Annotated in this window: 28 protein-coding genes; 14 read left to right on the top strand and 14 right to left on the bottom strand. The window is 63.7% G+C overall.

The annotated features are described in order from the left end of the window. Window positions 1–81: 81 nt before the first annotated feature. Together pdxH and IWY39_RS12540 are read right to left on the bottom strand one after the other, a co-directional pair. Window positions 82–657 carry a pyridoxamine 5'-phosphate oxidase gene (gene pdxH, locus IWY39_RS12535; RefSeq protein WP_017183549.1) on the bottom strand — a complete coding sequence of 192 codons (576 nt, stop codon included), beginning with the start codon at window positions 655–657 and terminating at the stop codon, window positions 82–84. A gap of 113 nt (window positions 658–770) precedes the next feature. After that, a complete protein-coding gene (locus tag IWY39_RS12540) occupies window positions 771–2,114 on the bottom strand; it encodes a hypothetical protein (protein ID WP_017183548.1) in 1,344 nt (447 codons plus the stop codon). Window positions 2,115–2,294: 180 nt separating this feature from the next. On the opposite strand from IWY39_RS12540, the gene IWY39_RS12545 reads away from it, so the two are divergent. From IWY39_RS12545 to aroC, 5 genes are all read left to right on the top strand, one after another. Then, complete coding sequence (locus IWY39_RS12545) at window positions 2,295–3,200, top strand: DnaJ C-terminal domain-containing protein (RefSeq protein ID WP_107123544.1); 906 nt, start codon at window positions 2,295–2,297, stop codon at window positions 3,198–3,200. 15 nt (window positions 3,201–3,215) lie between these two features. Beyond that, on the top strand, window positions 3,216–4,151 hold the full coding sequence (locus tag IWY39_RS12550) for a YihY/virulence factor BrkB family protein (protein ID WP_026149482.1): 936 nt from the start codon (window positions 3,216–3,218) through the stop codon (window positions 4,149–4,151). Window positions 4,152–4,168: 17 nt separating this feature from the next. Then, on the top strand, window positions 4,169–4,975 hold the full coding sequence (gene fabI / locus IWY39_RS12555) for an enoyl-ACP reductase FabI (RefSeq protein WP_017183545.1): 807 nt from the start codon (window positions 4,169–4,171) through the stop codon (window positions 4,973–4,975). 66 nt (window positions 4,976–5,041) lie between these two features. After that, window positions 5,042–5,467 (top strand): endonuclease domain-containing protein, encoded by a 426-nt coding sequence (locus IWY39_RS12560; protein WP_261375971.1) that lies wholly within the window; start codon window positions 5,042–5,044, stop codon window positions 5,465–5,467. Further along, a complete protein-coding gene (aroC, locus tag IWY39_RS12565; protein WP_107123414.1) occupies window positions 5,464–6,549 on the top strand; it encodes a chorismate synthase in 1,086 nt (361 codons plus the stop codon). Before IWY39_RS12560 ends, aroC begins: the two co-directional genes overlap by 4 nt. 211 nt (window positions 6,550–6,760) lie before the next feature. Here the strand turns inward: aroC and IWY39_RS12570 are convergent, their stop codons facing one another. The 3 genes from IWY39_RS12570 to IWY39_RS12580 are packed head-to-tail and all read right to left on the bottom strand — an operon-like array spanning window position 6,761 to window position 9,177. Next, complete coding sequence (locus tag IWY39_RS12570; RefSeq protein ID WP_231377522.1) at window positions 6,761–8,074, bottom strand: TadE/TadG family type IV pilus assembly protein; 1,314 nt, start codon at window positions 8,072–8,074, stop codon at window positions 6,761–6,763. Between the two features lie 31 nt (window positions 8,075–8,105). Further along, complete coding sequence (locus IWY39_RS12575; protein WP_107123413.1) at window positions 8,106–8,654, bottom strand: TadE/TadG family type IV pilus assembly protein; 549 nt, start codon at window positions 8,652–8,654, stop codon at window positions 8,106–8,108. Window position 8,655: 1 nt separating this feature from the next. Then, window positions 8,656–9,177, bottom strand: a complete 522-nt coding sequence (locus IWY39_RS12580) for a TadE/TadG family type IV pilus assembly protein (protein ID WP_107123412.1) — start codon at window positions 9,175–9,177, stop codon at window positions 8,656–8,658. Between the two features lie 218 nt (window positions 9,178–9,395). Here IWY39_RS12580 and IWY39_RS12585 point away from each other — a divergent pair, with 218 nt between their 5' ends. Together IWY39_RS12585 and IWY39_RS12590 are read left to right on the top strand one after the other, a co-directional pair. Then, window positions 9,396–11,177, top strand: coding sequence for an SLC13 family permease (locus tag IWY39_RS12585; RefSeq protein WP_107123411.1), 1,782 nt, complete (start codon window positions 9,396–9,398; stop codon window positions 11,175–11,177). 80 nt (window positions 11,178–11,257) lie between these two features. Further along, window positions 11,258–12,046 carry a PhzF family phenazine biosynthesis protein gene (locus IWY39_RS12590; RefSeq protein ID WP_107123410.1) on the top strand — a complete coding sequence of 263 codons (789 nt, stop codon included), beginning with the start codon at window positions 11,258–11,260 and terminating at the stop codon, window positions 12,044–12,046. Here the strand turns inward: IWY39_RS12590 and IWY39_RS12595 are convergent. Then, on the bottom strand, window positions 12,043–13,167 hold the full coding sequence (locus IWY39_RS12595; RefSeq protein ID WP_107123409.1) for a serine hydrolase domain-containing protein: 1,125 nt from the start codon (window positions 13,165–13,167) through the stop codon (window positions 12,043–12,045). The genes IWY39_RS12590 and IWY39_RS12595 overlap by 4 nt on opposite strands. 38 nt (window positions 13,168–13,205) lie before the next feature. Here IWY39_RS12595 and IWY39_RS12600 point away from each other — a divergent pair, with 38 nt between their 5' ends. Beyond that, complete coding sequence (locus IWY39_RS12600) at window positions 13,206–13,526, top strand: hypothetical protein (RefSeq protein WP_107123408.1); 321 nt, start codon at window positions 13,206–13,208, stop codon at window positions 13,524–13,526. A 177-nt stretch (window positions 13,527–13,703) separates the two neighbouring features. Here the strand turns inward: IWY39_RS12600 and IWY39_RS12605 are convergent, their stop codons facing one another. Then, window positions 13,704–14,057, bottom strand: a complete 354-nt coding sequence (locus IWY39_RS12605; protein WP_107123406.1) for a GIY-YIG nuclease family protein — start codon at window positions 14,055–14,057, stop codon at window positions 13,704–13,706. 106 nt (window positions 14,058–14,163) lie between these two features. Here IWY39_RS12605 and recQ point away from each other — a divergent pair, with 106 nt between their 5' ends. Both recQ and IWY39_RS12615 read left to right on the top strand, forming a co-directional pair. Continuing rightward, window positions 14,164–15,936: a DNA helicase RecQ gene (gene recQ / locus IWY39_RS12610; protein WP_107123405.1), complete on the top strand. Its 1,773-nt coding sequence runs from the start codon at window positions 14,164–14,166 to the stop codon at window positions 15,934–15,936. Window positions 15,937–16,097: 161 nt separating this feature from the next. After that, complete coding sequence (locus tag IWY39_RS12615; RefSeq protein WP_017183772.1) at window positions 16,098–16,526, top strand: TIGR01244 family sulfur transferase; 429 nt, start codon at window positions 16,098–16,100, stop codon at window positions 16,524–16,526. On the opposite strand, the gene IWY39_RS12620 is transcribed toward IWY39_RS12615, so the two are convergent. Genes IWY39_RS12620 through IWY39_RS12635 form a run of 4 tightly spaced genes read right to left on the bottom strand, consistent with a single transcriptional unit; the run spans window position 16,527 to window position 19,259 of the window. Beyond that, complete coding sequence (locus tag IWY39_RS12620; RefSeq protein WP_229380553.1) at window positions 16,527–17,228, bottom strand: hypothetical protein; 702 nt, start codon at window positions 17,226–17,228, stop codon at window positions 16,527–16,529. Between the two features lie 35 nt (window positions 17,229–17,263). Further along, entirely contained in the window at window positions 17,264–17,935 is a 672-nt protein-coding gene (locus tag IWY39_RS12625) for a hypothetical protein (RefSeq protein ID WP_107123403.1), read from the bottom strand. A gap of 56 nt (window positions 17,936–17,991) precedes the next feature. Next, window positions 17,992–18,990: a CDF family Co(II)/Ni(II) efflux transporter DmeF gene (gene dmeF / locus IWY39_RS12630; protein ID WP_107123402.1), complete on the bottom strand. Its 999-nt coding sequence runs from the start codon at window positions 18,988–18,990 to the stop codon at window positions 17,992–17,994. Then, on the bottom strand, window positions 18,987–19,259 hold the full coding sequence (locus tag IWY39_RS12635) for a metal/formaldehyde-sensitive transcriptional repressor (protein WP_017183776.1): 273 nt from the start codon (window positions 19,257–19,259) through the stop codon (window positions 18,987–18,989). Before IWY39_RS12635 ends, dmeF begins: the two co-directional genes overlap by 4 nt. A 241-nt stretch (window positions 19,260–19,500) precedes the next feature. Here IWY39_RS12635 and crtY point away from each other — a divergent pair, with 241 nt between their 5' ends. From crtY to IWY39_RS12655, 4 genes are read left to right on the top strand one after another with little or no spacing between them, the layout of a single operon-like run. Further along, a complete protein-coding gene (gene crtY / locus IWY39_RS12640; RefSeq protein WP_107123401.1) occupies window positions 19,501–20,649 on the top strand; it encodes a lycopene beta-cyclase CrtY in 1,149 nt (382 codons plus the stop codon). Next, window positions 20,649–22,139, top strand: coding sequence for a phytoene desaturase (locus IWY39_RS12645; protein ID WP_107123400.1), 1,491 nt, complete (start codon window positions 20,649–20,651; stop codon window positions 22,137–22,139). The genes crtY and IWY39_RS12645 overlap by 1 nt, the downstream gene beginning before the upstream one ends. A gap of 55 nt (window positions 22,140–22,194) precedes the next feature. Then, window positions 22,195–22,776 (top strand): TIGR00730 family Rossman fold protein, encoded by a 582-nt coding sequence (locus IWY39_RS12650; protein ID WP_019054514.1) that lies wholly within the window; start codon window positions 22,195–22,197, stop codon window positions 22,774–22,776. A gap of 53 nt (window positions 22,777–22,829) precedes the next feature. Further along, window positions 22,830–23,729, top strand: coding sequence for a phytoene/squalene synthase family protein (locus IWY39_RS12655; protein ID WP_254908107.1), 900 nt, complete (start codon window positions 22,830–22,832; stop codon window positions 23,727–23,729). Window positions 23,730–23,853: 124 nt separating this feature from the next. Here the strand turns inward: IWY39_RS12655 and IWY39_RS12660 are convergent, their stop codons facing one another. The 3 genes from IWY39_RS12660 to IWY39_RS12670 form a co-directional block, all read right to left on the bottom strand. Beyond that, window positions 23,854–25,200: an ammonium transporter gene (locus tag IWY39_RS12660; protein ID WP_019054512.1), complete on the bottom strand. Its 1,347-nt coding sequence runs from the start codon at window positions 25,198–25,200 to the stop codon at window positions 23,854–23,856. Between the two features lie 13 nt (window positions 25,201–25,213). Continuing rightward, on the bottom strand, window positions 25,214–25,552 hold the full coding sequence (locus IWY39_RS12665) for a P-II family nitrogen regulator (RefSeq protein WP_004209785.1): 339 nt from the start codon (window positions 25,550–25,552) through the stop codon (window positions 25,214–25,216). Between the two features lie 158 nt (window positions 25,553–25,710). Next, entirely contained in the window at window positions 25,711–26,286 is a 576-nt protein-coding gene (locus tag IWY39_RS12670) for a DUF924 family protein (RefSeq protein ID WP_107123399.1), read from the bottom strand. Window positions 26,287–26,313: the final 27 nt, after the last annotated feature.

Consider the following 26,313-nt stretch of genomic DNA (forward strand, 5'->3'; position numbering starts at 1 on the left):
GCGTCGGGGCGCATCTTCATAGACGAACCAGCGGGCGGTTTCCGCGCCTCGCTTCGTCCGGAATGGCGGCATCAGAAGCCTTTAGGGGTAAAGCAGCCCTTCGCTCCAGCCCGCGCCCGCGCGGGTGAAGACTCGCCGCTCATGCAGGCGATGCTCGCGATCCTGCCAGAATTCGATCCGTTCCGGCCTGACGCAAAAGCCCGACCAGTGCGGCGGGCGCGGCACCGGGCCACCCTCGAACCGCGCCCGTTCCGCCTCATACCTGTCCATGAAGGTCTGGCGGTCGGGCAGGGGGCGGGACTGGTCGGATGCCCATGCGCCCAACTGGCTGTCGCGGCTGCGGGTTGCGAAATAGGCGTCGGCGGTGGCGTCATCGACCGGGCCGACCGGGCCTTCCACCCTGATCTGCCGTCGCGCCGATTTCCAGTGGAACAGCAATGCGGCATGGGGATTGGCCAGCAGTTCGCCCGCCTTGCGCCCCTCAAAATTGGTGTAAAAGACAAAGCCGTCCGGACCATGTCCTTTCAGCAGCACCATGCGTACCGACGGATGACCGCGCGCATCGGCTGTGGCGAGCGCCATGGCATTGCTGTCGTTGATTTCGGTCTCGCGCGCCTGGGCGTACCAGTCGTCGAACAGGGCAAAGGGATCAGTCATGCCCGGTCTTTACGGGCGGGACGCGACGCTGTCGATACGGGCTTGCCGAAGGAACGGAGCCGAAAGAAAGAGATGCAAGGTGAGGGGGTGCCGATCAGGCACCCCCCCTATCGTCAGAAGCGGAAGCCCAGACCCGCCGACCAGCTGGTATAATCGCTGGCCTTGATCAGGTTGAAGTTCAGGCGAATGAGGTCGCGGGCGTTGCGCGCCGATTCTTCGCGGCCCCGGATGCCCAGTGACAGGGTCATTTCGTGGAACGTGTCATAGTAGAGCTTGTCGCCGGTATAGTTGGTCAGCGCATAGCTGGCCCGCACCGACGTATTGCGCCCGAACCCGCGGAACTTGAGCGGGAGGTCATAGGCCACCCCGTTACGGAACGCCCAGTTCTTCAGGCCCGGATTGACGTTGTAGCCGGTGAAGCCGGTGCTCATCGTCGATGTATAGCCGACCATGTTACCGATGATCAGCCGACCCCGGCCCAGACCGTTCAGCACATAGCGGCTGGCGATCGTCGTCGAAATCATATGGCCGAGCGAGCCGAGCTGATCCGACCCGGTGATGCCATAGCCGATGCGCGGTTCGAGCGACCAGCGCTGCGCGATCAGCGGAAATTCGACGCCGACGCCGAATTGCGCGGTCGCGGCACGCGCGCCGTTCACTTCGGAATAGCTGATCGGCAGGTCGAATTTCAGCAGCGCGCGGCCGCCTTCGGTCAGGCGGAAGCTGCGTGCGATCCGGCCATCGACGCGCATGAAGTCATAGCGCCCGCCATTTGACGAACCGCCGCTGTAATTGGCGCCCACGATCCACGGATCGCCCGCCGTGTTGGTGCCGCCATTGGCCGCCTGTTCGATCGCCGAATCGCCCGACGACAGGTCCAGACTGGAGCGGACCAGCCCGCTCTGCACCGAATTGGGATTGCCCGCGAGCGGATCGACCGGAGAATAGCGCGCCAGCGACTTCAGCAACAGGCGGACCAGCCGTTCGGCTTCCGCGCTGTCGACTTCGTCCAGATATTCGTTGAACAGGTCGTAGGACGCCTGGCGCGTCACCCCGTTAAAGCGGTTCTGGTAGGTTTCGCCTTCTGCATCGAGCGCGGGGATGGAGATGCGGAAAACCGGGCTGTTGGCGTCATAAAAGCCATATATGGGCAGGCCGCGAAAATCGATGACGCCGCTGACCGGGAACAGGTCATTATATTGCGCGCCATAGCGTTCGCGCAAACGCTGCGGATTCATGAAATCCTGACCGTCATTGGCAATGTCCAGGCCATAGCTGTCGGTCCGGGTGATGCCACCCGGCAGGCCCAGCGTCACGCCAATGCGGAACAGGCTCTGCAACTGGTCGAGTTGCTGAGGCGTTGGCGGTGGCGGGCCGACCTGCGCCTGCGCGCTGGTCGTGATCGGGCCGAGCATCGAAAGGGTCGCCACAGCGCCCCAGGCAAATTTCTTGATCATGGTGTAACCCCCAAAACACTCGCATTCCCCACGCGAGACAGGCGGCGGCTAGCAATTGGCGTTGCGCGGCGCATACCCCAAGCGGGGTATGACGGGGGTGTTGCGCATCCATTGCTTGAATGTCGCGCCATCCTCCGCCACATAGTCGCCAAGTGATGCTTTTTCGCAACAGGTAAGATGATGGCCGATCCCTATTCCACATTGGGCGTCGCGCGCGGCGCGACCGACGCGGAGATCAAATCCGCCTATCGCAAGCTGGCCAAGGAACTGCACCCCGACAAGAATCGGGACAATCCCAAGGCTGCCGAGAAATTTTCCGCTGCGACCAACGCCTATGACCTGCTGTCCGACAAGGATAAGCGCGCCCGCTTCGACCGGGGCGAAATTGACGCGGATGGCAATCCGACCGCGCCCTTCGGCTTTGGCGGCGGTGGCGGCGGCGGCTTTCGCGGCCAGCCGGGCGGCTTTGAAACCGGCGGCGCCGATTTCGGCGATATTTTCGAAGGGCTGTTCGGCGGCGCGGGGCGTCGCGCGGGCGGCGGCTTTGGCCGTCAGGCACCGCAACCCAGGGGCGCCAACGTCGCCTATCGGCTGGCTGTGCAATTTGCCGACGCGGCCATATTGGCGCCGCAGCGCATCACGTTGCAGGACGGCAAGACGATCGACTTGAAACTGCCCGCAGGCGTTGAAAGCGGCACGCAGATGCGCCTTTCGGGCAAGGGACAGCAGGGGCTGGGCGGCGCTGGCGACGCGATCGTCACGATCGAAGTGCGGCCGCACCCCTTCTTCACCCGCGATGGCGACAATGTGCGGCTCGACCTGCCCGTCACGCTGGACGAAGCGGTCAAGGGCGGCAAGGTCAAGGTGCCGACCGTCGACGGCCCGGTGATGCTGGGCGTGCCTGCCGGCACCACGTCGGGCAAGACGCTGCGGCTGCGGGGCAAGGGCTTTACCGGCAAGGATGGCACGCGCGGCGACCAGCTGGTTACCCTGATGGTGGACGTCCCCGCCGATGATCCCGCGATCCAGGCGCTGGTGGAAAAATGGCAGGACCGGCGGGCGGTGCGCGCCCATCTGGGCGTCTAGGGCGTTATCGGGGGAATGCCGATGCCTTCGCCCCTGTCGCCCGAATCCCGTCGCCACCGTATGGCGGGGCATATTCACCGCCAGATCAATCGCGTCCGCCCCGGATCGCACCCGTTCGAAATCTTCAAGCGGGTTGCGGTCGGCACCTATAGCGACGGGTTCATCCATGCCGGGAACCTCGCCTATCTCTCGCTGATGACGCTGTTCCCCTTCTTCATCGTCGCGGCGGCGGTGGCCAGCATCTTTGGCCGGACGCAGGACGGGGTACAGGCGGTCAACGCCTTCCTGACCACCGTGCCCAGCGGGGTGGCGGATGTCGTGCGCCAGCCGATCAACGATGTGCTGGCCGCCCGGTCCGGCCCCTTGCTGTGGCTGGGCGCGCTGGTCGGCCTGTGGACCGTGGGCAGCCTTATCGAAACGATTCGCGATATTCTGCGCCGCGCCTACGGCACGAAAAGCACCAAGCCCTTCTGGCGCTACCGGCTGGGCGCGGTCGGCATCACATTGGTCAGCGTCGTCGCGGTGATGTTCGCCTTCTCGCTTCAGGTCGTGATCACCGGCATCGACCAGTTTCTGCAACAGATATTGCCCTGGGCCGATGATGCGATCGCGCTGGTCGCGTCGGCCAAACTGGTGCCGATGGGGATTGTGGGCGTCGCGCTCTGGTCATTGTTCGTCACGCTGACGCCGACCGCCTACAAGGACCGCCGCTTTCCCAAATGGCCCGGCGCGGTCGCCACCGCCCTATGGTGGTACGCCACGACCCTGCTGCTGCCGCCGACCCTGTCGCTGCTGGGCGGTTATGACCGTACCTATGGCAGTCTGGCGGGTGTCATGATCACGCTCATTTTTTTCTTTCTCGTCGGGCTTGGCGTGGTAATTGGCGCGGAACTGAATGCGGCGCTGGCGGAATTTCCCGAAGAGGAAGATGCCCCGGCGGCGGACATCTGAGGGAATGGAACAACGATATGAACGGCTTGATGGCAGGAAAGCGTGGCCTCATCATGGGCCTGGCCAATGACAAGTCGCTGGCCTGGGGCATCGCGAAAGCGTTGCATGAACAGGGTGCGGAACTGGCTTTCTCCTATCAGGGCGACGCGCTGGCCAAGCGGGTGCGGCCCCTGGCGGAACAGGTCGGATCAGATTTTCTGATCGACTGCGACGTCACGGACATGGACAAGCTGGACGCCGCCTTTGCGGAAATAGAGACACGCTGGGGCGGGCTGGACTTCGTGGTGCATGCGATCGGCTTTTCCGACAAGAATGAGCTGCGCGGCCTCTATGTCGACACCAGCCTGGACAATTTCCTGCTGACCATGAACGTGTCTGCTTACAGTTTTGTGGCAGTCACCCGCCGTGCCCGCGCACTGATGCCCAATGGCGGCAGCATCCTGACCTTGAGCTATTATGGCGCGGAAAAGGTCATCCCCCATTATAACGTGATGGGCGTGGCGAAGGCCGCGCTGGAAACGTCGGTCAAATATCTGGCGATGGACCTGGGGCCGGAAAATATCCGCGTCAACGCCATCTCGGCTGGTCCCATCAAGACGCTGGCCGCCAGCGGCATCGGCGACTTCCGCTACATTCTGAAGTGGAACGAACTGAATTCGCCCCTGCGTCGCAACGTGACGATCGAGGATGTCGGCGGCGCGGGCCTCTATCTGTTGTCGGATCTGGCCAGTGGCGTGACCGGCGAAATCCACCATGTCGATGCCGGCTATAACGTCATCGGTATGAAGGCGGAGGACGCCCCGGACATCGCACTGGACAGGTAATTACTGACCCTCTCCCTTCAGGGGAGAGGGAGGGGCCCGCCGCGAAGCGGTGGGAGGGTGAGGGGAATGAGACGACCTGATCCTGCAACGCCAGACTCCCTGAATCGGGTTCGCGCCATGCGACGCGACCCGACCGAACCGGAACGGCGACTCTGGGCCAGTTTGCGCGGTCGCCAGCTTGCAGGCTTGAAGTTCAGGCGACAGGTTTGGCTGATCGATTATATCGCTGATTTCTATTGCGTCGATCGCCGCCTAGTCATCGAAGTTGACGGCGATGACCATGCCGTTAGGGAAGCAGCGGACCGGCATCGGTCGGAAAGACTGGCACGAGAAGGCATCCGCATCGTCCGTTTCGCCAATGCCGATGTAATGAGCAATATCGATGGGGTGTTGGAGACAATATTGATGACGGCGCACCAAAACCCCTCACCCTCCCACCCGGCTGCGCCGGGCGGGCCCCTCCCTCTCCCCCAAGGGGAGAGGGGAATATGAGTTTCAACAGTTTCGGTCGCGTATTCCGCTTCACCACCTGGGGCGAGAGCCATGGTCCTGCCATCGGCGCGGTCGTCGATGGCTGTCCTCCGGGGCTGGACCTGAGCGAGGCCGACATCCAGCCCTGGCTCGACCTGCGCAAGCCCGGCACGTCCAAATTCACCACCCAGCGGCGCGAGGCGGACGAGGTCCGCATCCTGTCGGGCGTGTTTGAAGGGCGGACGACCGGCACGCCGATCAGCCTGATGATCGAAAATACCGACCAGCGATCGAAAGATTATTCGGACGTCGCCAAGGCCTATCGTCCCGGCCATGCCGACTATGCCTATGACGCCAAATATGGATTCCGCGACTATCGCGGCGGCGGGCGTTCGTCGGCGCGGGAAACCGCAAGCCGGGTGGCGGCGGGCGCGGTGGCGCGCGCGGTCATCCCCGAAGTCGATATTTTCGCCTATGTCAGCGCCATTGGTGGCGACGCCATAGACTATGCGCATTTCGATCCGGCGCTGATCGGGCAAAACCCCTTCTTCTGCCCGGATGCGGAGGCCGCTGCGCGGTGGGAAAAGCTGGTCGATGCGGCGCGCCTTGATGGCTCCTCGCTGGGCGCCGTGGTCGAATGCGTCGCCTCTGGCGTCCCGGCCGGCTGGGGCGCGCCGCTTTACGCCAAGCTCGACAGCGAACTGGCGAGCGCGATGATGAGCATCAATGCGGTCAAGGGCGTCGAGATTGGCGATGGTTTTGCCGCCGCCAGCCTGCGCGGCGAACAAAATGCCGATCCGATGCGGCCGGGCGAAGATGGGCCCATATTCCTCGCCAATCATGCAGGCGGCATTGCGGGCGGCATCTCGACCGGTCAGCCGATCAAGCTGCGCGTGGCGTTCAAGCCCACCAGTTCCATCCTGATTCCGGTCGAAACGGTCACGCGCGACGGTGCTGCGTCGGACATCATCACGAAGGGGCGGCATGACCCCTGCGTCGGCATTCGTGGCGTGCCCGTGGTCGAAGCGATGATGGCGCTGGTGCTGGCCGACCAGAAATTGCTCCACCGCGCCCAATGCGGCGAACGTCCTGAAACCGACTGACGCGCCAAAGCGAAGCGATCCTGCGCCGAAAAGGCGAGACGACTCGGCAAATTTAGGATAGGCTCTGACCCAAGCCCGCCACAGGGCCAGCGGCAGAGCGTAAGCCTGGGGAACGTCACCGCGCATGGCGCGGACATGACGACAAAATGTCCCCATACCGCCGCGATACGGGCCAGCCATGCAACCATGGCTGGCCCTTTTCATGCATTCGCTATTTGGTCAGATGTGCGGCCTGCACGGCTTTCTGGAACAGGCTGGCCAACGCAGCCGACATATCGCTGTCGGTCGTCACCTTGTAATAGAGCCCCGGCGATGCGCAGCTTTCCAGTGGCGGACTGATCTTTTCCGGCGGATTGAGAAATGGCGTGCGTACATTGCTGATCGACCAGCCATCGGACGCCGATTCCCACAGATATTCCGTGTAGAGCACCGCAATCCGGATTCCCTTGGCCTTGATCGTATCGCACATGGCGGTCGGCATCGGTCCCAGCTGGCGACCGCCCGCATTTTCGTCCCGCATCCCGTCGGTGATCAGGAACATGACGCCGTGGGGCGAATCGCTGCCCTTCTTGGTCCCCGCTCCGGGCACAGGCATGATCGCATTGATGCTGGTCAGGCTCGTGGTGAAGTTGGTCAGCATGTCGCTGTCGTAGATGCCGCACACACGCTGGTTATTCTGGCAAACGGTCAGCAGTTGCGCCTGGGATACCAGCCCTTTGGCGGTATCCAGATCGACCGGCTTGTCCTCTATGGAATGATAGGTCCAGTCGAAATGCCCCAGCGCCATGCGGTAGGTCGCGCCGTTGGCTTGGGCCGTTTCCTTGGCCACATCCACCAGGTCCTCGACAGCCGACGTCACCAGGTCGCTTCGCAAAGCCAGTTTGAGATCGGTCTTGGCGACATAATAATAATCGACATATTGACCGTTCACCATGCGGGTATTGCCCGGATTGGTCGATGATGTGTTGGTTTGATGGCAGGCAAAGGCGCAGCCGCCGGTCGCAGCGGTCAACGCCGTCAGCCCGGCCTTTGTCGCCGGCAGGGCCATGGACGGCGACGTGTCGAGCACCATGTAAAAATCGATATTGGGCGCGGTAACGCTCTTGGCGCTGGCAGAACCGCCAATCGCTATGCTGGCGCTGGACAGGATCGCCCCGAAAATATTGTTTGACGCTGCGGCATAGCTCACCGTCACATTGCGTTGCAGGGTGGGAGACAGCGATTCAGTGATGTTAATCTTGACGTCCTTGCCATAGATCAGCCCGTTCAATCCCACGACCTGATCGTCGAAAAAGGCATTGGCGCGCTTTTTTGTTTCATCCAGGTCATTCTTGAGCATCGGCGCGCTGACGGCGTAGAGGGCCGTCGCGTCGGTGATCGCGTTCATCTTGGTCTGCAAACGCGCCGCCCGCGCATAGTCGATGACCATGCCAGCGCCAAACACCAGCGGGATGAGCGAAAAGGCGAAGATCATGATCACATTGCCGCGTTCCTGCCTTAGCAGGCGCCGGACGATGCGGATCATCGAAAGCACAGGGGATTGGCGCATCATCATCTCAATTCATCGGAATGGAGTCGGACCGGCGCGGCAGCATGTAGATGGTGTCGGTCATGGTGATCTTTCCCAGCATGGCGGACGCCACGACCGGCTGATATTCGTAGGTGATCTCGGCCATCAGCACGCTGGACCCTTCCTCGGAAACGCTGTCCGGCAGATCGATTTTCTCGTTCCGCCTGTACCCCTCGCTCACGGTCGATCCGTCAAAGCGGCGGCTCCAGTCCACGCGCGGCTTGTCGGACGGATTGGTCGACAAATGCGTGATCGTGTAGACGCCGGCCTTTGCGTTGTAGGGGGCCATGACCTGGCTGGCGGCGTGCAATATGCTGTCGGTGGTTGCCTGCGTGACCGAACGATATTGGGATGTCAGATCGGCAAGGGTGCGTGTCGTCACGGTCACCTTGCGCGACGCGGAAATGGCGTCGGCAAGCTGGAAGCAGCCAAGATAGAGCAGGATCATGAACGGGGCGAGCAGGGCGAACTCCGTCACCGCGATCGCCCGGCAGTCGCTGGCGTACCGGCGCCACCATGAGAAGAGGCGGCGCATTTCAGTAGGACTCATTCTTGAATACTGATGTCGCGACAAGCAGGCGCCGGCCATTTTTCATGTTGGCGAGCGTGAAGCCCAGCGGTCCGCCGATCGCGGGCATCTGATACATCAGGCGCATGATGACGATGTCACCGGGCCCGCCGGTCAGATATTTCCAGCTGTTGGTGACATTGTTCGAACCGTCATATGTCAATGCCAGCGTGCTGCTGTCGACATCCGCCATGCTGTTTGCCGTGCGTATGTCGATCATCACGTCGGCGCAGTCGACATATTTGGGCAATGTCTTGCACAATTGGGTCTTGAACGCGGACTGGCTGATCCCGTCCGCCTGAACCTGCCCCACGCGAATGGTCCGGCCATTTTTTTCGACCGCGGTTTCGAGAACCTGCTGCGTGAACATGGTGAGCGTGGTCTCCATGACCGCCAACAGCAGGGCGATAAAGGGCGCGGCAACGATTGCAAATTCAATGATTGCGGTACCGCACTGATCCTGCAGCAGCCGGAATCGCTCGGATTCCATGAAAGAAGATGACGACATATGCATCCTGGAAAGGCTGATGATCCCTAATGATTGCGCTAACATTGATGGATATTGGTTATGATGTTGTGAATTCGTTCAATCATTATAGGATGCGCGCTTGCCCCCGGCGGACCTGTCCGCCAGCTTTGCGTGCAACGATGTCCAGTTTCCCTCGTTGTGCGAGCGGGGGCGCTTGTGCCGTCGGGGGGTAGGGCCAAATGCATTTCATTATCGCGCTGATGGGCGTGTATCGCGCCGAAATCGGCCTGCTCATCCTGGCGCTGATGTTCGTGTCCTTCGTGCGCGAACGCTATTCGCCCACGGTGATCGCGGTCGTGGGGGCCTGCGCATTCGCACTGTTGGGCCTGCTCAACGAAAAATCGCTCTTTTCGGTTTTTTCCAACAGCGCACCGCTAACCGTCGGGGCGATGTTCGTGCTGTCCGGGTCGCTGATTCGCACCGGCGTGATCAATCGCGTGGCCGACCTCATCATGGCGCGCGCGAAAATACATCCCCGGCTGGCCCTTGCCGAAGTGGCGCTTGGCGCGGCTGTGCTGTCGGCCTTCCTCAACAATACGCCCGTGGTCGTGCTGCTGATCCCGATCATGTTCAAACTGGCGCAGGCGACCGGCTATCCGGTCAAGAAGCTGCTGATCCCCATGAACACGATCGCGGTGCTGGGCGGCTGCCTGACGCTGATCGGTACATCGACCAACCTGATCGTCGCGGGCATCGCCGCTGATCAGGGCATGGCGTCATTTGGCATTTTCGAAATCACGCCCTACGCGCTGGCAGGCGCGGCGGCGGGGATCGTCGCCCTTTTGTGCCTGTCCTTCCTGTTGCCCAGCGATCCGCCCTCCATCAGCGGGGAAACGGGCGGCACGGTGCAGGATTATCTGACCGAACTGGTGGTGCCGCACGATAGCGAGTTGATCGGGCGCGAGATTGGCTCGCTGGGCCTGTTCGGCCCCTCCGTCGTGCTGCTCGGCCTCAAGCGCGGGAGCGAGATCAGGCGGCGCGAGATTCTGGACGAGGAGTTGCGGTCGGGCGATCGGCTGATCGTGCGGGCGGACGGCACCGCCATCATGACGCTGCGTGAATCGGGCGGATTTGATCTGGGTGTTGCCGCCGATTCCGCCACGTCAGCGCGCGAAGGCAAGGTGATAGAGGCGATGGTCGCGCCCAGCCATCCCTCCATCGGTGAACGGCTGCTGGACATTCCCTTCCTCCACGCCCTGCGCGTCCGCATCATCGGCATTCACCGTTCGCGCCATCTGCCCGGTCCAGCGCTGGCGGAAGCGCGGGTGCGCGGCGCGGACCGGCTGCTGATCGCGGGCAGCGACGATGCGATCCGATCGCTCAAGGACAATCCCCATCTGATCGGCGTCGACATCAGCCGCACCCGCGCCTTTCGCCGTAACAAGGCGTGGATCGCCATCGTCGCCATGTCGGCGGTCGTGCTGCTGTCAGCTCTCAACATAATCGGCATCGGCATGGCCGCCTTCATTGCGGTCGGCATCATCCTCGTCACCCGCTGCATCGACCCTGAAGAAGCCTGGGCGGCGATTGACGGCGACGTCCTCATCCTGATCTTCGCGATGCTGGCCGTCGGCCTGGCGCTCGAACAGGCGGGCAGCGTGGCGCTGATGGTCGGCTGGATCACGCCGCTGTTGAAAATCGTGCCGGTCTGGTCCCTGGTGTTCGTCATCTATTTCTTCGCGCTCATATTGTCCGAACTGCTCAGCAACAACGCGGTGGCGGCGCTGCTGACGCCGATCACCATCGCGCTGGCGCAGCAATTGGGGGTCGATCCGCGTCCGCTGATCATCGCCCTGATGATCGGCGCATCGGCCTGCTTCGCAACGCCGATCGGCTATCAGACCAACGCGCTGGTCTACGCCGCCGGCGACTATCGCTTTGCCGATTTCGTGCGGATCGGCGTGCCGATCAACATCGTCGTCGGGCTGGCGGTGTGCGGCGCGCTGGTGGTGCTGGGATAGGCGGCCAATGCCATGCGGGCGGCCCTGTTCACGCCCTGGCCCACCCGGCATCAGGGCGCCCTGTCCAACGAGGAGCCGCCATGCCCAGCCTGCCCTTCACCCAGGTCGACGCCTTTGCCGACGCGCCCTTCAGCGGCAATCCGGCCGCCGTCATGCCGCTCGACCAGTGGCTCGACGACGCGACGCTTCAGGCGATCGCTGCGGAAAACAACCTGTCCGAAACCGCATTCACGATTCCGGCCCCCGACGATCCGGATGCGGATTATGCGCTGCGCTGGTTCACCCCGACGGTGGAGGTCAAGCTGTGCGGCCATGCCACGCTGGCCAGCGGCCATGTGCTGATCGGCGATCGGGACGCCATCCGTTTCCGCACCCGCCATGCCGGCGTGCTGACGGTCGCGCGGGCCGGGGCGGGCTATGCACTGTCGCTCCCCGCATGGGATACGGAGGTCAGGCCCTTACCTGACCTGGCGGCGGGCATGGGCGGCGATGTGCTGGAAACGCGCTGGCACGACGGCGGCTATGCGCTCTTCGTCTATCGCGATGCCGCCGCGATCCGCGCGCTGACGCCCGATTTCGCGGCGCTGCGCGCGGCGGGCGACCTGCTGCTGATGGCGACCGCGCCGGGCGATGACAGCGACATCATCAGCCGGGTTTTCGTGCCCGGCGGCGGCGTGGATGAAGATCCCGTCACCGGATCGGCCCATGGCCTGCTCACCCCCTATTGGGCGGCGCGGCTGGGCAAGACCGACATCAGCGCCGTTCAGGCATCGACGCGCGGCGGGCGGCTGGGCTGCACGCTGGCGGGCGACCGGGTCATCCTGACCGGCGGGTGCCGCACCGTGATAGAGGGGCGCTTCCTGCTCTAGCCCGGAAACAGCCCGATCAACCGCGCCAGCGCCGTCTTGACCGCCACCCGCTGTTCCTTGTGCGGCGACATGCCGATCCGCACGACGGTCAACCGCTGTGACGGGGAAACGAGGATATATTGCCCATTATGGCCGACGCAGCCGAACAGGCTGGCGGGCGCCTGCCCCGGCATCAGCGCGCTCTCGCTGCCTTCCCGGTTCAGCCACAGATGCGCGCCATAGGCCGGGTTGCGGGCCGATGGCGTGGTCATGATGTCGATCCATTTTTCCGGCAATATCTGGTGGCCGGTCGGGCTGCGGCCCCGGCGACGCAGCAATTCGCCAAAGCGGCCATAATCGCGCGCGGTCATATGCACGATGCTGCCGCCGATCATCGTGCCCGCCGCGTCATATTCCGGGGTCAGGCTGGGCAGACGTCCCGGCGCTTTCAGCCTTCCGTCGATGAACATCTGCATCGCCCGCCGCCGCGCATCGGGATCGTCGCTATTGGTCAGCATCCGCGTCATCAGGTCGGTCAGGATCATGGTGCTGCCGGTCGAGTAGGAAAAGGTCGATCCGGGCGCATGGGCCAGCGGCTTGGCCTCGGCAAAGCCGCTCATGTCCTGCGCGCCATCGGTAAACAGCATCCGCACCGTGTCGCCAGCGGGCAGCGGGTCGCCATCCTCCACATGGTCCAGCCCCGACGTCATCGTCAGCAACTGGCGCAGCGTAATCCGCCCGCGCGGGTCGCCCGGCTGGCGCCACGCATCGACCGGCACCGGCGAGTCCAGCGCCAGCCGCCCGTCCGACACCATCAGCCCGACCAGTACCGCCGTGACGCTCTTGGCGATCGACCAGGACAATAATTTCGTGTCCGGGCCAAAGCCGGGCGCATAACGTTCCGCGATGACCTGCCCGTCGCGCATCACCAGCAAGGCGCGCGTGTCGCCCATATCGGCTTCATCGAACAGCGGGTCGATCGCGGCGCGCAGCGCGGTTTCGCTCACGACGGCGTCAGATGATACGCGATAGAGCGGTTGCGGATCGGCTGCGCGCACGCTCCACATCCCGCCCGCGCCGACCAGCGCAGCCACGGCGACACCCAGACCAAGCCGCTTTACGCTGTTCCATTCCCTCTTCATAAGCCGCGGCCTTAGCCATCCCCAACCGAGTCGGGAATATGCCGGGTCGTCGGACGATCATTTATCTTGCCCTTGCGCTCTGCCTGGCGCTGCTCGTTACGCTGGGCTGGCACTGGAATGCCTTGCGCGATCAGGCCCGGCTGGGCGCCGCCTATGGCGCGCGGCTGACCTGTTCCTGCCGCTATGTCGAAGGGCGCGCCATGGGCAGCTGCACCGATGACAAGGAACCGGGCATGGCGCTGGTCCGGCTGACCGACCGCCCGGACGACAAGGCGGTGGACGCCAGCGTCCCCCTCATGGCCACCCGGACCGCCCGCTTCCGCCCCGGCTGGGGCTGCCTGCTCGACCCGGTGGACTGAAGCGGGCGCTTTTTGACAGTCCGGCAGTGATCAGAAGCGACTTTAAGCCCCTCCCCTGAAGGGGAGGGGGGAATGACTGGAAGCGACCAAGAAATTGCCTCTGGAATACACTGCGCCAAGACTTGGAATCGGCCATTTCCTTCATCGTCACCCCAGCGAAGGCTGGGGTCTCAGGCGTCAGAAGATAACGTCTGACATATCCCGCCAATCTGGATTGGCTTCTTCCACAAGGCGGATTTTCCATTCGCGTTTCCAGGCTTTGAGCGCCTTTTCGCGGGCGATGGCGATCCTAATGTCATCATGTGGCTCGACCAGAACAAGGCGGGTCAACCCATATTTCTTGCAAAAGGCGGAGCCGGTGCCGTTTCGATGGTGTTGGGCGCGCGCAGCGATGTCGGCTGTGACGCCAATATAGAGGACGCCCCTTGGCTTATTGGTCATGACATAGGTGTAGCCGCCTCGCGCCATATCCAACTGTAGCGCATCTGCGCCTGAGACCCCAGCCTTCGCTGGGGTGACGGTGAAATTCATACCGCCACCCACCCATCCTCGCCCAACACCCCCATCACCCCCATCACCCCCATCATAACGCAACACCCACTGGCCCCCCTGCGCCTCAGCCGCTACAGGCCATGCGATGCGGCGCGACATTCCCACCCTTCTCCACGATATATTCGGCTTTTCCGCCTTTCGCGGGGTGCAGGAACAGGTGGTCGGGCGGGTCATGGCGGGGTTGCCGACGCTGGCGATCATGCCGACCGGGGCGGGCAAGTCGCTCTGCTACCAACTGCCCTCCGCCGCGCTTGATGGCTGCTGCGTTGTCGTATCGCCGCTGATCGCGCTGATGCACGACCAGTTGCGCGCAGCCAATGCGGTTGGCCTGCGCGCCGCCAGCCTGACCAGCGTGGACGCCGACTGGCGGGAGACGCAGGATCGCCTGCGCAATGGCGATCTCGACCTGCTCTATGTCGCCCCCGAACGCGCCAGTCAGGAGGGGTTTCGTTCGCTGCTGCGCTCGGCAAAGGTCGCGTTGTTCGCGATCGACGAGGCGCATTGCGTGTCCGAATGGGGCCATGATTTCCGCCCCGACTATCGCCTGTTGCGCCCGCTGCTCGACGAATTTCCCGACGTCCCGCGCCTGGCGCTCACTGCAACGGCGGACGCGCATACCCGTGATGATATTCTCGTCCAGCTGGGCATCCCGCGCGATGGCCTCATCATCTCCGGCTTCGACCGGCCCAATATCCGCTACGCCGTCCATCCGCGCGACGGGCTGTCGAGCCAGCTCGCTGATCTGGTTGCGACCCATCCCGGCCCCGGCATCGTCTATGCCCAGACCCGCGCCGCGACCGAGAAAATGGCCGAGACGCTGGGCCGTGGTGGCCGCCCCGTGCGCGCCTATCATGCCGGGCTCGACCCCGCCGTCCGCGCCCGCAACCAGGCCGCCTTCATCGCCAGCGAAGATATGGTGATGGTCGCCACCGTCGCCTTCGGCATGGGCATCGACAAGCCCGACGTCCGTTTTGTGGCGCACGCAGGACTGCCCAAATCGATCGAGGGCTATTATCAGGAATCGGGCCGTGCAGGGCGCGACGGCGAACCGGCGGTCGCGCATCTTTTCTGGGGTGCGGAAGATTTCGCCCGCGCCCGTCAGCGCATCATGGAACTCGACCCGTCCCGCCAGCAGGGCGAGCGCACCCGCATTGCCGCACTCGGCGCGCTGGTGGAGACCGCCACTTGCCGTCGCGCCATCCTGTTGCGCCATTTCGGCGAAAACCCGCCGGCGACCTGCGGCAATTGCGACAATTGCCTGTCCCCTCCGGCCAGCGTCGACGCTACCGAAACCGCGCGCAAATATCTCTCCGCTGTCTATCGCACCGGGCAAAGCTTCGGCTCCGGCCACATAGAGGCGGTGCTGACCGGCGGCGTCACCGACAAATTGCGCGAACGCGGCCATGACAAGATTTCGGTCTATGGCATCGTGTCGGGCGATGAGACCGCGTTATTGCGCCCGGTGTCGCGCGCGCTGCTGGTGCGCGACGCGCTGGAAACGACCGAACATGGCGGCCTGATGCTCGGCCCCAACGCCCGGCCCATCCTGCGCGGGGAGGAGGAGGTGCGTATCCTCGTGCCCCCCAGGCGCGAACGGCGCAAGCGCAACGCCCGCAACGGCGCGGACGCCAATCCGGTCGGCGATCCGCTGTTCGACGCGCTGCGCACCTGCCGCCGCGAACTGGCGCAGGAGGCGGGCGTGCCGCCCTATGTCATCTTCCACGATTCGACCCTGCGCGAAATGGCCGAACAGCGCCCCACCAGCCTGCGCGATCTCGGCATGATCAGCGGCGTCGGGCAAAAGAAGCTCGATGCCTGGGGCGACGCCTTCCTGGCCGCGATCCGGCCTTTCATATAAAAATCCATACCCCCATCCGTTCGCCCTGAGCCTGTCGAAGGGCCGTTTTTCTTCGCGCAGGCAAGGCAGGGCTTCGACGCGCTCAGCCCGAACGGTTTTGGGGTTTATTCTTGAATCCCTTTTTGCGTCGGCGCATGGCTGCGGCAAAAGGAGACCGCGCCATGTTCCGCAAGCTGACCGACCATATCCTCGTTTCCCCCCAGATCACTATCGATCAGGTGGCAGAGGCGAAAGCGCAGGGCGTGACGATGATCGTCAACAACCGCCCCGACAATGAGGAGCCGGGTCAGGTCAACGGCGCGGAGATCGAAGCGGCGGCCAAGGCGGCGGGCATCGCTTATGTCGCCGTGCCGGTCGCCCATGGCGGCTTTGCCCCCTGGCAGCTCGATGGCATGGCCGCCGCGCTGGAGCAGGCAGGCACCGGCAAGACGCTGGCCTATTGCCGCTCAGGCACGCGCAGCACGTTGCTCTGGGCGCTCACCCGCGCGCGGGCAGGCGACAATGGCGACGTGCTGGCGGCGCAGGCGGCGGCGGCAGGCTATGACATCGCCCCGGTGCGCCAGATCATGGATGCGCTGAAGGCGGAGTGATCACTGCTCCTCGCACCGCCCGGTAAATTCGGTCGCCGCGCGCACACGGACGATGCGCGTGCGGCGATCATAGTCGATGCGCGGCTTGTTCAGCCCGTTCATGCGATAGCTGCCCGTAATCCGGTCCGGCGTCACCAGCAGGTCGGCGATGGGCCACCAGCCATCATTCCCGCCCGAATGGATCGGCGACACCAGCTTGCCGGACGGATGCACCCGGCCGACGCCATCGGCAATCTCGACCTCCAGATCGGACGAGAAAGCTTCGCGGCCCATGGTCGTGCCAAATTCCGGCTCGAATTTGCGCGACTTGCGATTGTAGCGATAGCCCGACGTGCTTTGCGCCGCAGGTCCACTGCCCGTGCCGATACAGACCAGCGAAATCCTCTCAAAGGGCTGTGTCGGCCGGGGTGTCGCGCCGCCGCCGGCGTTGCAATTGGCCGCCGGAACCGTGCCGATCGCGTTGTAGCGGCCCTCGGCCGTCGCCACCGAAATGCACTGCCGCTGCCGCTCGCTCCACCAGAAGGACCATTTCGTGTCCCGCACCACATTGGTGGTGACGAAGCGATAGCCCCGCGCCTCCAGCTGGGTTTCGCCCCCGGCTGCCCTGGCACCGACCAGGTCGGCGACATCGGGCGGCGTCTGGGCGATGGCGGGGGTCGCGGATGCCGCCAGCAGGACGGTTATCACAGGCAGGAAACGCATGGACCAATCCTCCTGAAGGGGCGCAGATGCAAACATTAGCGCGTGAACAGAAATCCGACGATAAGGAACAGGGTAAATGCTTCAAACAGGGTAATGGCGACCGCACCGATCGCGGAGATATAGCCGGTACCCAGCTTCATGGCGAACCAGCGTGTCTCGATGATGACATAATAGAGGATGCTCGCGACGACCAGCCCGATGCCGCCTATATGGGTGGCGGGCCATGCCGTGCGGACCAGGGCAACGCCGGTGCCCAGCCCCAGCGCGAATACGCCGGTGGGATAGCATTGCGCGTAAAAAGGTGCCCTTAGCGTATTGCGGTCGATCGGCAGGCCACGCCGACGCACCATCCTTGTGGCGGTGAACAGGGAAAAGGACGCAAAGACGACCAGCCGCAGCACCAGCGCGCTGGCATCGTCATTGACCAGCGCGCCCAGCCCGTGCCGGTCCGCAACGATCGCATCGACCTGCCCCAGCGTCAGCGAAACCACATGGGCCATCAGCAGCGCAATCGCCAGGAACAGCGGCGGGCTGAGCGCTGCGCCATATTGCTGGTCGTCGGGCAGAGCCAGCTGATCGTCGGCATAGTCCATCATCGCAAAGGGATGGACGATCGAACGCCATAGCGTCAGCGGAAAGAAGAGCAGCCAGCTCATGACTTCGTAGAGAAGCTCGTCGAGCGAGTTGATCCATTTCATGAAATCCATGGCGCATCATCGGACAAAGCCGGTGCGCAGGGCAATCCCCTTACAGCATGGAAATATCACCCTTCCACCGTCACATGCTCCATCCGCGGTAGCGACTTCACCCGCGCCCGGACTCGTGCAACGTCCGCGCCCGGCGCCAGGCTGATGATCGACGCATGGGCATGCGGGCCGATGCGCCAGACATGCAGGTCACAGATGGTCGCGCCCTCGGCCTCCACCAGCGTCCGTACTCTCGCCATCAGCGCCGGTTCCGCTGTATCCAACAGGATCGCGGCGGTATCCTTCATCAGCCCCCAGGCCCAGCGCGCGATCACCACCGCGCCCAGCAGCCCGACCGCCGGGTCCATCCACCGCCAGCCCAGATAGCGCCCCGCCAGCAGCGCCGCGATCGCCAGTACCGACGTCAGCGCATCGGTCAGCACATGCACATAGGCGGCGCGCAGATTATTGTCGGCATGGCTGTGTTTGGCCCCATGGGCATGATCATGCCCATGATCGCTATGGCCATGATCATGGCTATGGTCATGCCCCAGCAGGAACGCGCTGATGATGTTGATGACCAGCCCGACGACAGCCACCAGCGTCGCCTCGCCAAAGGCGACCTCGACCGGCTGGAAGAACCGCATCCCCGATTCGATTGCGATGAACAGCGCCATGACGCCCAGCAGCAGGGCAGAGGCAAAGCCGGACAGATCGCCGACCTTGCCCGTCCCGAACGTGTAACGCGGGTTGCGCGCGTGCCGCCGGGCATAAGCATAGGCCGCCGCCGCCACGGCCAGCGCGCCCGCATGCGTCGCCATATGAAAGCCGTCGGCCAGCAGCGCCATCGATCCGGTGGTCCATCCCGCGACAATCTCCACCACCATGGTCGCGGCGGTCAGCCATACGACCCACAGGGTACGCTTCGCATTCTCGTCATGCCCGGCGGACAGATAGATATGGTCGAAATAATGGCTGTCCTCGCCCTCCATGGACGCCGTGTCGGGCGTTGGGGCAGGGGTGTGGTCATGACTGTGATCGTCATGCCGGTGATCATGGCCGTCGTGCATCGTCATTTCCCGTAGCGGCGGATCAGCGCCAGCATTTCCTCGCTTGCGGCGCTCCGCTCGGCATCGGTCAGGCCCGGTCGTGCGACATGCTCGCGCATATGCTGTTCGATCAGTTCCTCCATCAGGCTGCCGACTGCGCCGCGCACCGACGCCACCAGTTGCAGCGTTTCGGAACAGTCGGCGTCCCCCGTCAACTGGCGGTCCACGGCGGCAATCTGTCCCGCGATACGGCGCACCCGCGCCAGCAACTTGTCCCGATCGGCGATGATATGCATAGGGTACCCCCCTATACTATTTTGGGGACGCTTACCAGAGCCTCCTGCTCAAACCTCCGTTCGTTTCTAGCGAAGTCGAGAAACACCGCGCAGGTTTCTCGATTGCGCTCGAAACCAACGGATCAAGCTATGGTCATGCTGTGCTGAACAGGTCCGCCATCTTCAATCGCTTCCCCAAAAACCATACCGCCGCGCCATTTGGGTCATGGCCTTGCCGCACAGCCTCCCCTAACAGGATCGCATGACCAACCGGGTGGAATGCGATCTGGCGATCCTTGGCGGCGGCCTGGCGGGCAGCCTGATCGCGCTCGCCTTCGCCTCCCGGCGGCCCGATGTGCGGCTGGCGCTGGTGGAACGCGACGCCGGGATTGGCGGCAACCATATCTGGTCCTTTTTCGATGGCGATGTGGTGCCCGGCGACCGCTGGCTGGTCGATCCCTTGATCAGCCATCGCTGGCCGCAGGGGCATGATGTCCGCTTTCCCGGCCACCATCGGCAACTCGATACCCCCTATAACAGCATCGCCTCGCCCCGGCTCGACGCGCATATCCGCGCCGTGCTGGGTGACGCCGTGCTGACGGGGGCGGATGTGGTGTCGGTGACGCCCGATGCGGTCATGCTGGCCGACGGGTTGGAAATTACCGCAGGGGCGGTGATCGATGCGCGCGGGGCGGGCGACCTGTCGGCGCTGCGCTGTGGCTGGCAGAAGTTTGTGGGCCATACGCTACGGCTCGATGCGCCGCACGGGATCGACCGGCCCGTCATCATGGATGCGAGTGTGGAGCAGATTGACGGGTATCGCTTCGTCTATCTGCTGCCTTGGGACGCCCGCACCATCTTCATCGAAGACACATATTACAGCAACAGCCCGGCGCTGGATGTCGCCAGCATCGGCACGCGGATCGCGGCCTATGCGCAGGCAAAGGGCTGGCACGGCACGGTCGTCCACCGCGAACAGGGTGTGCTGCCGGTTGTCCATGGCGGCGATTTCGACAGCTATTGGCCGGCGCAAGATACGGTCGCCCGCGCCGGTGTGCGGGCGGGGCTGTTTCAGCCCATGACCGGCTATTCGCTCCCTGATGCCGTCCGTTTCGCCACCTGGCTCGTGGATCAGCCGCTCGATCGTCTGGCCATGGTCACCCGCGCCCGCGCCGCCGCCCATTGGCGCGCTGGCGGCTATTATCGCCTGCTCGGCAAGATGCTGTTCGGTGCGGCCCGGCCCGACCAGCGCTGGCGCATCTTCGCCCGCTTCTACCGCCTGTCCGCGCCGCTGATCCAGCGCTTCTACGCCGGGCGCTCCACCCTGACCGACCGCATCCGCATCTTGTGCGGACGCCCCCCCGTGCCCATAAGGGATGCCATGCGAACATTGTTGAATCCGCCCGCCTGATGACCAGAAAAGCGATCGTCATCGGCGCAGGCTTTGGCGGCCTCGCGCTTGCCATCCGCCTGCAATCCGCCGGCATGGACACCATTTTGGTAGAGGCGCGCGACCGTCCCGGTGGCCGCGCCTATATGTGGGAAAAGGACGGCTTCACCTTCGACGCCGGGCCGACCGTCATCACCGATCCCGATTGCCTGTCGGAACTGTGGCGCCTGTCGGGGCATGACATGGCGCAGGACGTGACGCTGATGCCGGTCAGCCCCTTCTACCGCCTCAACTGGCGCGACGGCACCAATTTCGATTACAGCAATGACGAAGCGTCGCTGCGCACGGAGATCGCCAAGCTCGATCCCGCCGACGTCGCCGGCTATGAACGCTTCCTCGATTATGCCGCCGGGGTGTATGAGGAGGGGTATCGCAAGCTCGGCTCGGTCGCCTTTCTCGACTTCGCCTCGATGATCAAGGCCGCGCCCGCGCTCGCCAAATATCAGGCCTGGCGGTCGGTCTATTCGATCGTTTCGTCCTATGTGAAGAATGACAAGCTGCGCGAGGCGCTGTCCTTTCATACGCTGCTGGTCGGCGGCAATCCGATGAACACCAGCGCCATCTATGCGCTGATCCACAAGCTGGAAAAGGATGGCGGCGTCTGGTTCGCGAAGGGCGGGACCAATCGTCTGGTGCAGGCCATGGCGACTCATTTCGAACGGCTGGGCGGCACGTTGCGGCTGGGTGACAAGGTGACCCGGATCGAAACCCAGGGCGACAGGATCACCGCCGTGCATACAGCGTCGGGCTGGCGCGGGGAGGCGGATGCTGTCGCCAGCAACGCCGACCTGATGCACAGCTATCGCGATCTGCTGGCCCACCATCCGCGCGGGGCAAAGCAGGGGGAAAAGCTGGCGCAAAAGCGCTGGTCGCCCAGCCTGTTCGTGCTGCATTTCGGGATCAAGGGCAGTTGGCCCGGCATCCCGCATCATATGATCCTGTTCGGACCGCGCTATAAGGGGTTGCTGACGGACATCTACGATCATGGCGTGCTGCCGGAGGATTTCTCGCTCTATCTGCACCATCCGACCGTGACCGATCCGTCGATGGCGCCGGACGGTCATTCGACCTTCTATGCGCTCGCCCCGGTGCCGCACATGGGCAAGCTGCCGATCGACTGGGATCAGTTCGCCCCCGCCTATGCCGACCGGATATTGGACGAAATCCAGCATCGCCTGATCCCCGACATCCAGTCGCGCATCGTCACCCAGTTCCATTATGCGCCGTCCGATTTCGGCCGCGATCTGAACGCCCATCTGGGCAGCGCCTTCAGCCTGGAACCCTTGCTGACCCAGAGCGCCTGGTTCCGCGCGCATAATCGCGACGATGTGATTCCCAACCTGTATCTGGTAGGGGCAGGCACGCATCCGGGCGCTGGCATCCCCGGCGTCGTCGGCAGCGCGAAGGCGACAGCGGCACTGATGATAGAGGATCTGGCTGCTTTAGGCTAAGCATCTGAATTATATCGATATTATCACGATGCCATATGGTGAATATGGGAAGAGTATGAATAGATTGGCCGTATATTGCGGATCAGCCACCCCCGCCGATCCGATCTTCATCGAAGCCGCCCGCCATGTCGGACGCACCCTCGCCGCCCGTGGAATCGGCGTCGTCTATGGCGGTGGACGTCTCGGCCTGATGGGCGCTGTGGCTGACGCGGCGCTGGAGGCTGGTGGCGAGGTGATTGGCGTGATCCCCGACGCCCTTGTCGGTGCGGAAGTCGCCCATCGCGGCTGCACGCAGCTGCACGTCGTCCAGACCATGCACCAGCGCAAACAGCTCTTTACCGACCTGTCGGACGGCTTCGTCACCCTGCCGGGCGGGGTAGGGACGATGGACGAATTGTGGGAGGCGATCAGCTGGTCGCAGCTGGGCTATCATCAAAAGCCGGTCGGCCTGCTCAATGTCGGCGGCTTTTACGACCAGCTGATCGGCTTCAACCGGCAGATGGTGGCGGCAGGCTTCATCCGCGCCCAGCATGCGGGCATCCTGCTGCATGCCGACAGCATAGACGCCCTGCTCGATACCATGGCCGCCTATCAGCCCCACGAAACGATCTTCGCGATGAAGGCGGAGCGGCTCTGACAGGTTCGCCACATCTCGACCGTCCCGCCCTCGTCGCCCATGCGCAGGCGAGCATCGCGCGCGGCTCCAAATCCTTCGCCATGGCCTCGACCCTGTTCGACCGGGTAACCCGCGAACGGGCCTGGCTGCTCTACGCCTGGTGCCGCAAGTGCGACGACATTGCCGACGGACAGGACCATGGCGGCACGCTCACCGGCGTAAGCGACGGGCAGGCGCGATTGTCGACCATCCGCGTCATGACCGACATGGCGCTGCGCGGTGAGGCGACCGGCGATCCGGCCTTTGACGGCTTTGGCGTGGTGATGCGCGAATGCGCCATTCCGGCCCGCTATGCGCATGACCTGATCGAAGGGTTCGCGCTCGACGCGCGTGACTGGAGGCCGCGCAGCCAGGACGATATGCTGCGCTACTGCTATCATGTCGCGGGCGCTGTCGGTTGCATGATGGCGGTGTTGATGGGGGTCGATCCGGCCGATCAGGCGACGCTTGACCGCGCCTGCGATCTGGGGCTGGCGTTTCAACTGGCGAACATCGCCCGCGACATCAGCGAGGATGAAGCCGCCGACCGCTGCTACCTGCCGCAGGAGTGGCTCGCGGAAATGGATATTCCGCCCGGCGAGCATATGAAGCCATGGGTCCGCCCGCGCCTTGCCCTATTGGGCAAGCGTATGGCCGACATGGCCGCCGCCTATGAACAAAGCGCGCGCCACGGCACCGGCGCATTGCCGCCGCGCGCGGCATGGGCTGTGCTGGCCGCAGCGGGCATTTATGGCGACATCGCGCGGGAGGTCGCCAGACGGGGCGAGCAGGCATGGGACCATCGCGTCGTCACGCCCAAATCCGACAAGCTGCTGTGGGTAGCCCGGTCCGGCTGGCAGGTGATTGGCCGCGCGCGCCGCTGGCCCGCAACAACGCCGCGCCCGGCCGGCCTGTGGACCCGCCCCACCGCCTGACGCTGCCCCTCACGCGCCAAAAAAAGGACCGATGCTTTCGCATCGGCCCGAGGCATGTTCGCAGGAGGAACAATGTGGGGCGGGTGGGCCTTGTCCCGTTCCGGGCGGCCCGCCCTGCCAAGTCTTACATATTGTAGGCGCGCTCGCCGTGCTCGCCGAGGTCGAGACCTTCCAGTTCGACTTCCTGGCTGACACGCAGGCCGGTAACTGCCTTGGCGATGAAGATGGCGACCACGGTGCCGATGGCGGCCCAGACAATGGTCACACCGACCGCGTAAAGCTGGACCAGCAGCTTGTCGAAGATCACATAATCTTCCGCGCCGGGGCCACCAAAGGCAGGCGAGTAGACGATCGCGGTGCCGATGGCGCCGATCATGCCGCCAACGCCGTGGATGCCGAATGCATCCAGCGAGTCGTCATAGCCAAGCTTGGGCTTGATGACGGTCACGGCATAGAAGCAGATGATCGAAGCGACAGCGCCCAGGATGATGGCGCCAAACGGGCCGGAGTTGCCAGCGGCCGGCGTAACGGCGACCAGGCCGGCGATGATGCCCGAACAGAAGCCCAGAGCCGAACCCTTGTGGCCGTTCAGCTTTTCAGCAAGCATCCAGAAGAGGCCAGCCGACGCCGTGGCGACGAAGGTGTTGATCATGGCCAGAGCCGCCGAACCATTGGCTTCGAGGGCCGAACCGGCGTTGAAGCCGAACCAGCCAACCCACAGCAGGCCAGTGCCAACGCCGGTCAGCGTCAGCGAGTGGGGAGCCATCGGTTCCTTGGGAAAGCCGATACGCTTGCCCAGGATGATGCAGGCTACCAGAGCCGAAACGCCCGCATTGATGTGGACGACGGTGCCGCCCGCAAAGTCGAGCGCGCCGAGCTTGAAGAAATAGCCGCTCGCTGCCCATACCATGTGCGCGATCGGGAAATATACGATCGTCAGCCAGACAGCGGCAAACACCATCACGGCCGAGAATTTGATGCGCTCGACTACCGAACCCAGCACCAGCGCCACGGTGATCGCGGCAAAGGTCATCTGGAAACAGACGAACACATATTCGGGGATTTCGACACCCGCCGTGAACGTCGCGGCCTGCGACGCCGGGGTGATTCCCTTCAGGAACGCCTTGTCAAAGGTCGAAATGAAGTTGGACAGGCCGCTGGTATAGTCCGGCCCGAATGCCATGGAATAGCCGTACATCACCCAGATCAGCATCGCGAGGCAGGCCGCCGCGCCGATCTGCGTCATGACCGACAGCATGTTCTTCGTGCGAACGAGGCCGCCGTAGAACAGCGCCAGGCCTGGCAGGATCATCGCCAGAACCAAGACGGTCGACATCATCATCCAGGCCGTATCGCCCTTGTCGACGGTCGCGGCGGGTGCCGCCGCATCCTGTGCCCAAGCGGGCAGAGCGGTGAAGAGCGACAGCCCGGCTGCCCCCGCAACCCCGCAAAGTTTTTTGGAAAAGGTCATTATTTCCCCCTTCTTACAGCGCGGTTTCGCCGGTCTCGCCGGTGCGGATGCGCACGGCCTGACCGACATCGAGGACGAAGATCTTGCCATCGCCGATGGCGCCCGAATTGGCGGCCGCCTGGGTCGCTTCCACGACGCGCGGCGCAAGGTCGTCGTCGCAAACGACCTCGATCTTGATCTTCGGGACCATGTTGGTGGAATATTCGGCGCCGCGATAGATTTCGGTCTGCCCCTTCTGGCGGCCGAAGCCCTTTACTTCGCTGACCGTCATACCTGCGATGCCGAGCGAGGAGAGTGCCTCGCGGACATCGTCAAGCTTGAACGGCTTGATGATAGCCATGACAAGTTTCATGTCGCCCCCTGTTACTGGTGTGCAGGGGACTACTCAGCAAGAGACGTGCCAATTTGTTAAACACGCGTTAATGCGGGCTTATGGCGCGATGATGCGAAGGGCAGCGCCAAAAAAATGGGCAGCCATCTATTGATGCTTAAAAAATAGGCAGCATCAGCCTACCATTGCGCGCCTTCCGTAGCGGAGTCGGCCTCTTCCGGCCGCGTTTCCCGGCCCAGTGCGGCATTGCGATGGGGGAAACGGCCGAAGCGGGCGATGATTGCATGATGCTGGCGGGCAAAATCCATCGATCGCTCATCACCTGTACCTTCGAACAGGCTCAACGACAGTTCCTGATCTTCCAGCGCCTCGCTGTGCTGAAACGGCATGTAGAAGAAGAGCCGTCCGGCCCCGCCGATCTGGATGTCATAGCCATGGGCAATCGCCCCCCGCGCCACGTCCCGCGCCAGCGCGTCGGTGGCAAATGCCTCCGCCGATCCGCGGAACATATTGCGCGGCAACTGATCGAACAGAATCACCGCGGCCAGCGCATCGTCGGCGCGGTCAAGGAAAGCGTCGGCAGGCAGCGCCTTCTTTTCGGCCCATAAAGGCTGAAATCGCGCCTGGCACTGATGATCAAGCGCAGGGTCATGGCTGTACCAGCCTGTTTCCCCGACCTGGTTGAACCAGAAGTCGAGCAAGGCCGCCGCCCAATCGGCAGTAACCGCTTCGTGGCTGTCGGTCAGCATGTTCATAGGGCCTATACTCACGACCCTCCCGAC

Origin of the sequence: Sphingobium sp. JAI105 (assembly GCF_015752145.1) — a bacterium.
In the GTDB taxonomy this organism is placed as follows: Bacteria; Pseudomonadota; Alphaproteobacteria; order Sphingomonadales; family Sphingomonadaceae; genus Sphingobium; species Sphingobium xenophagum.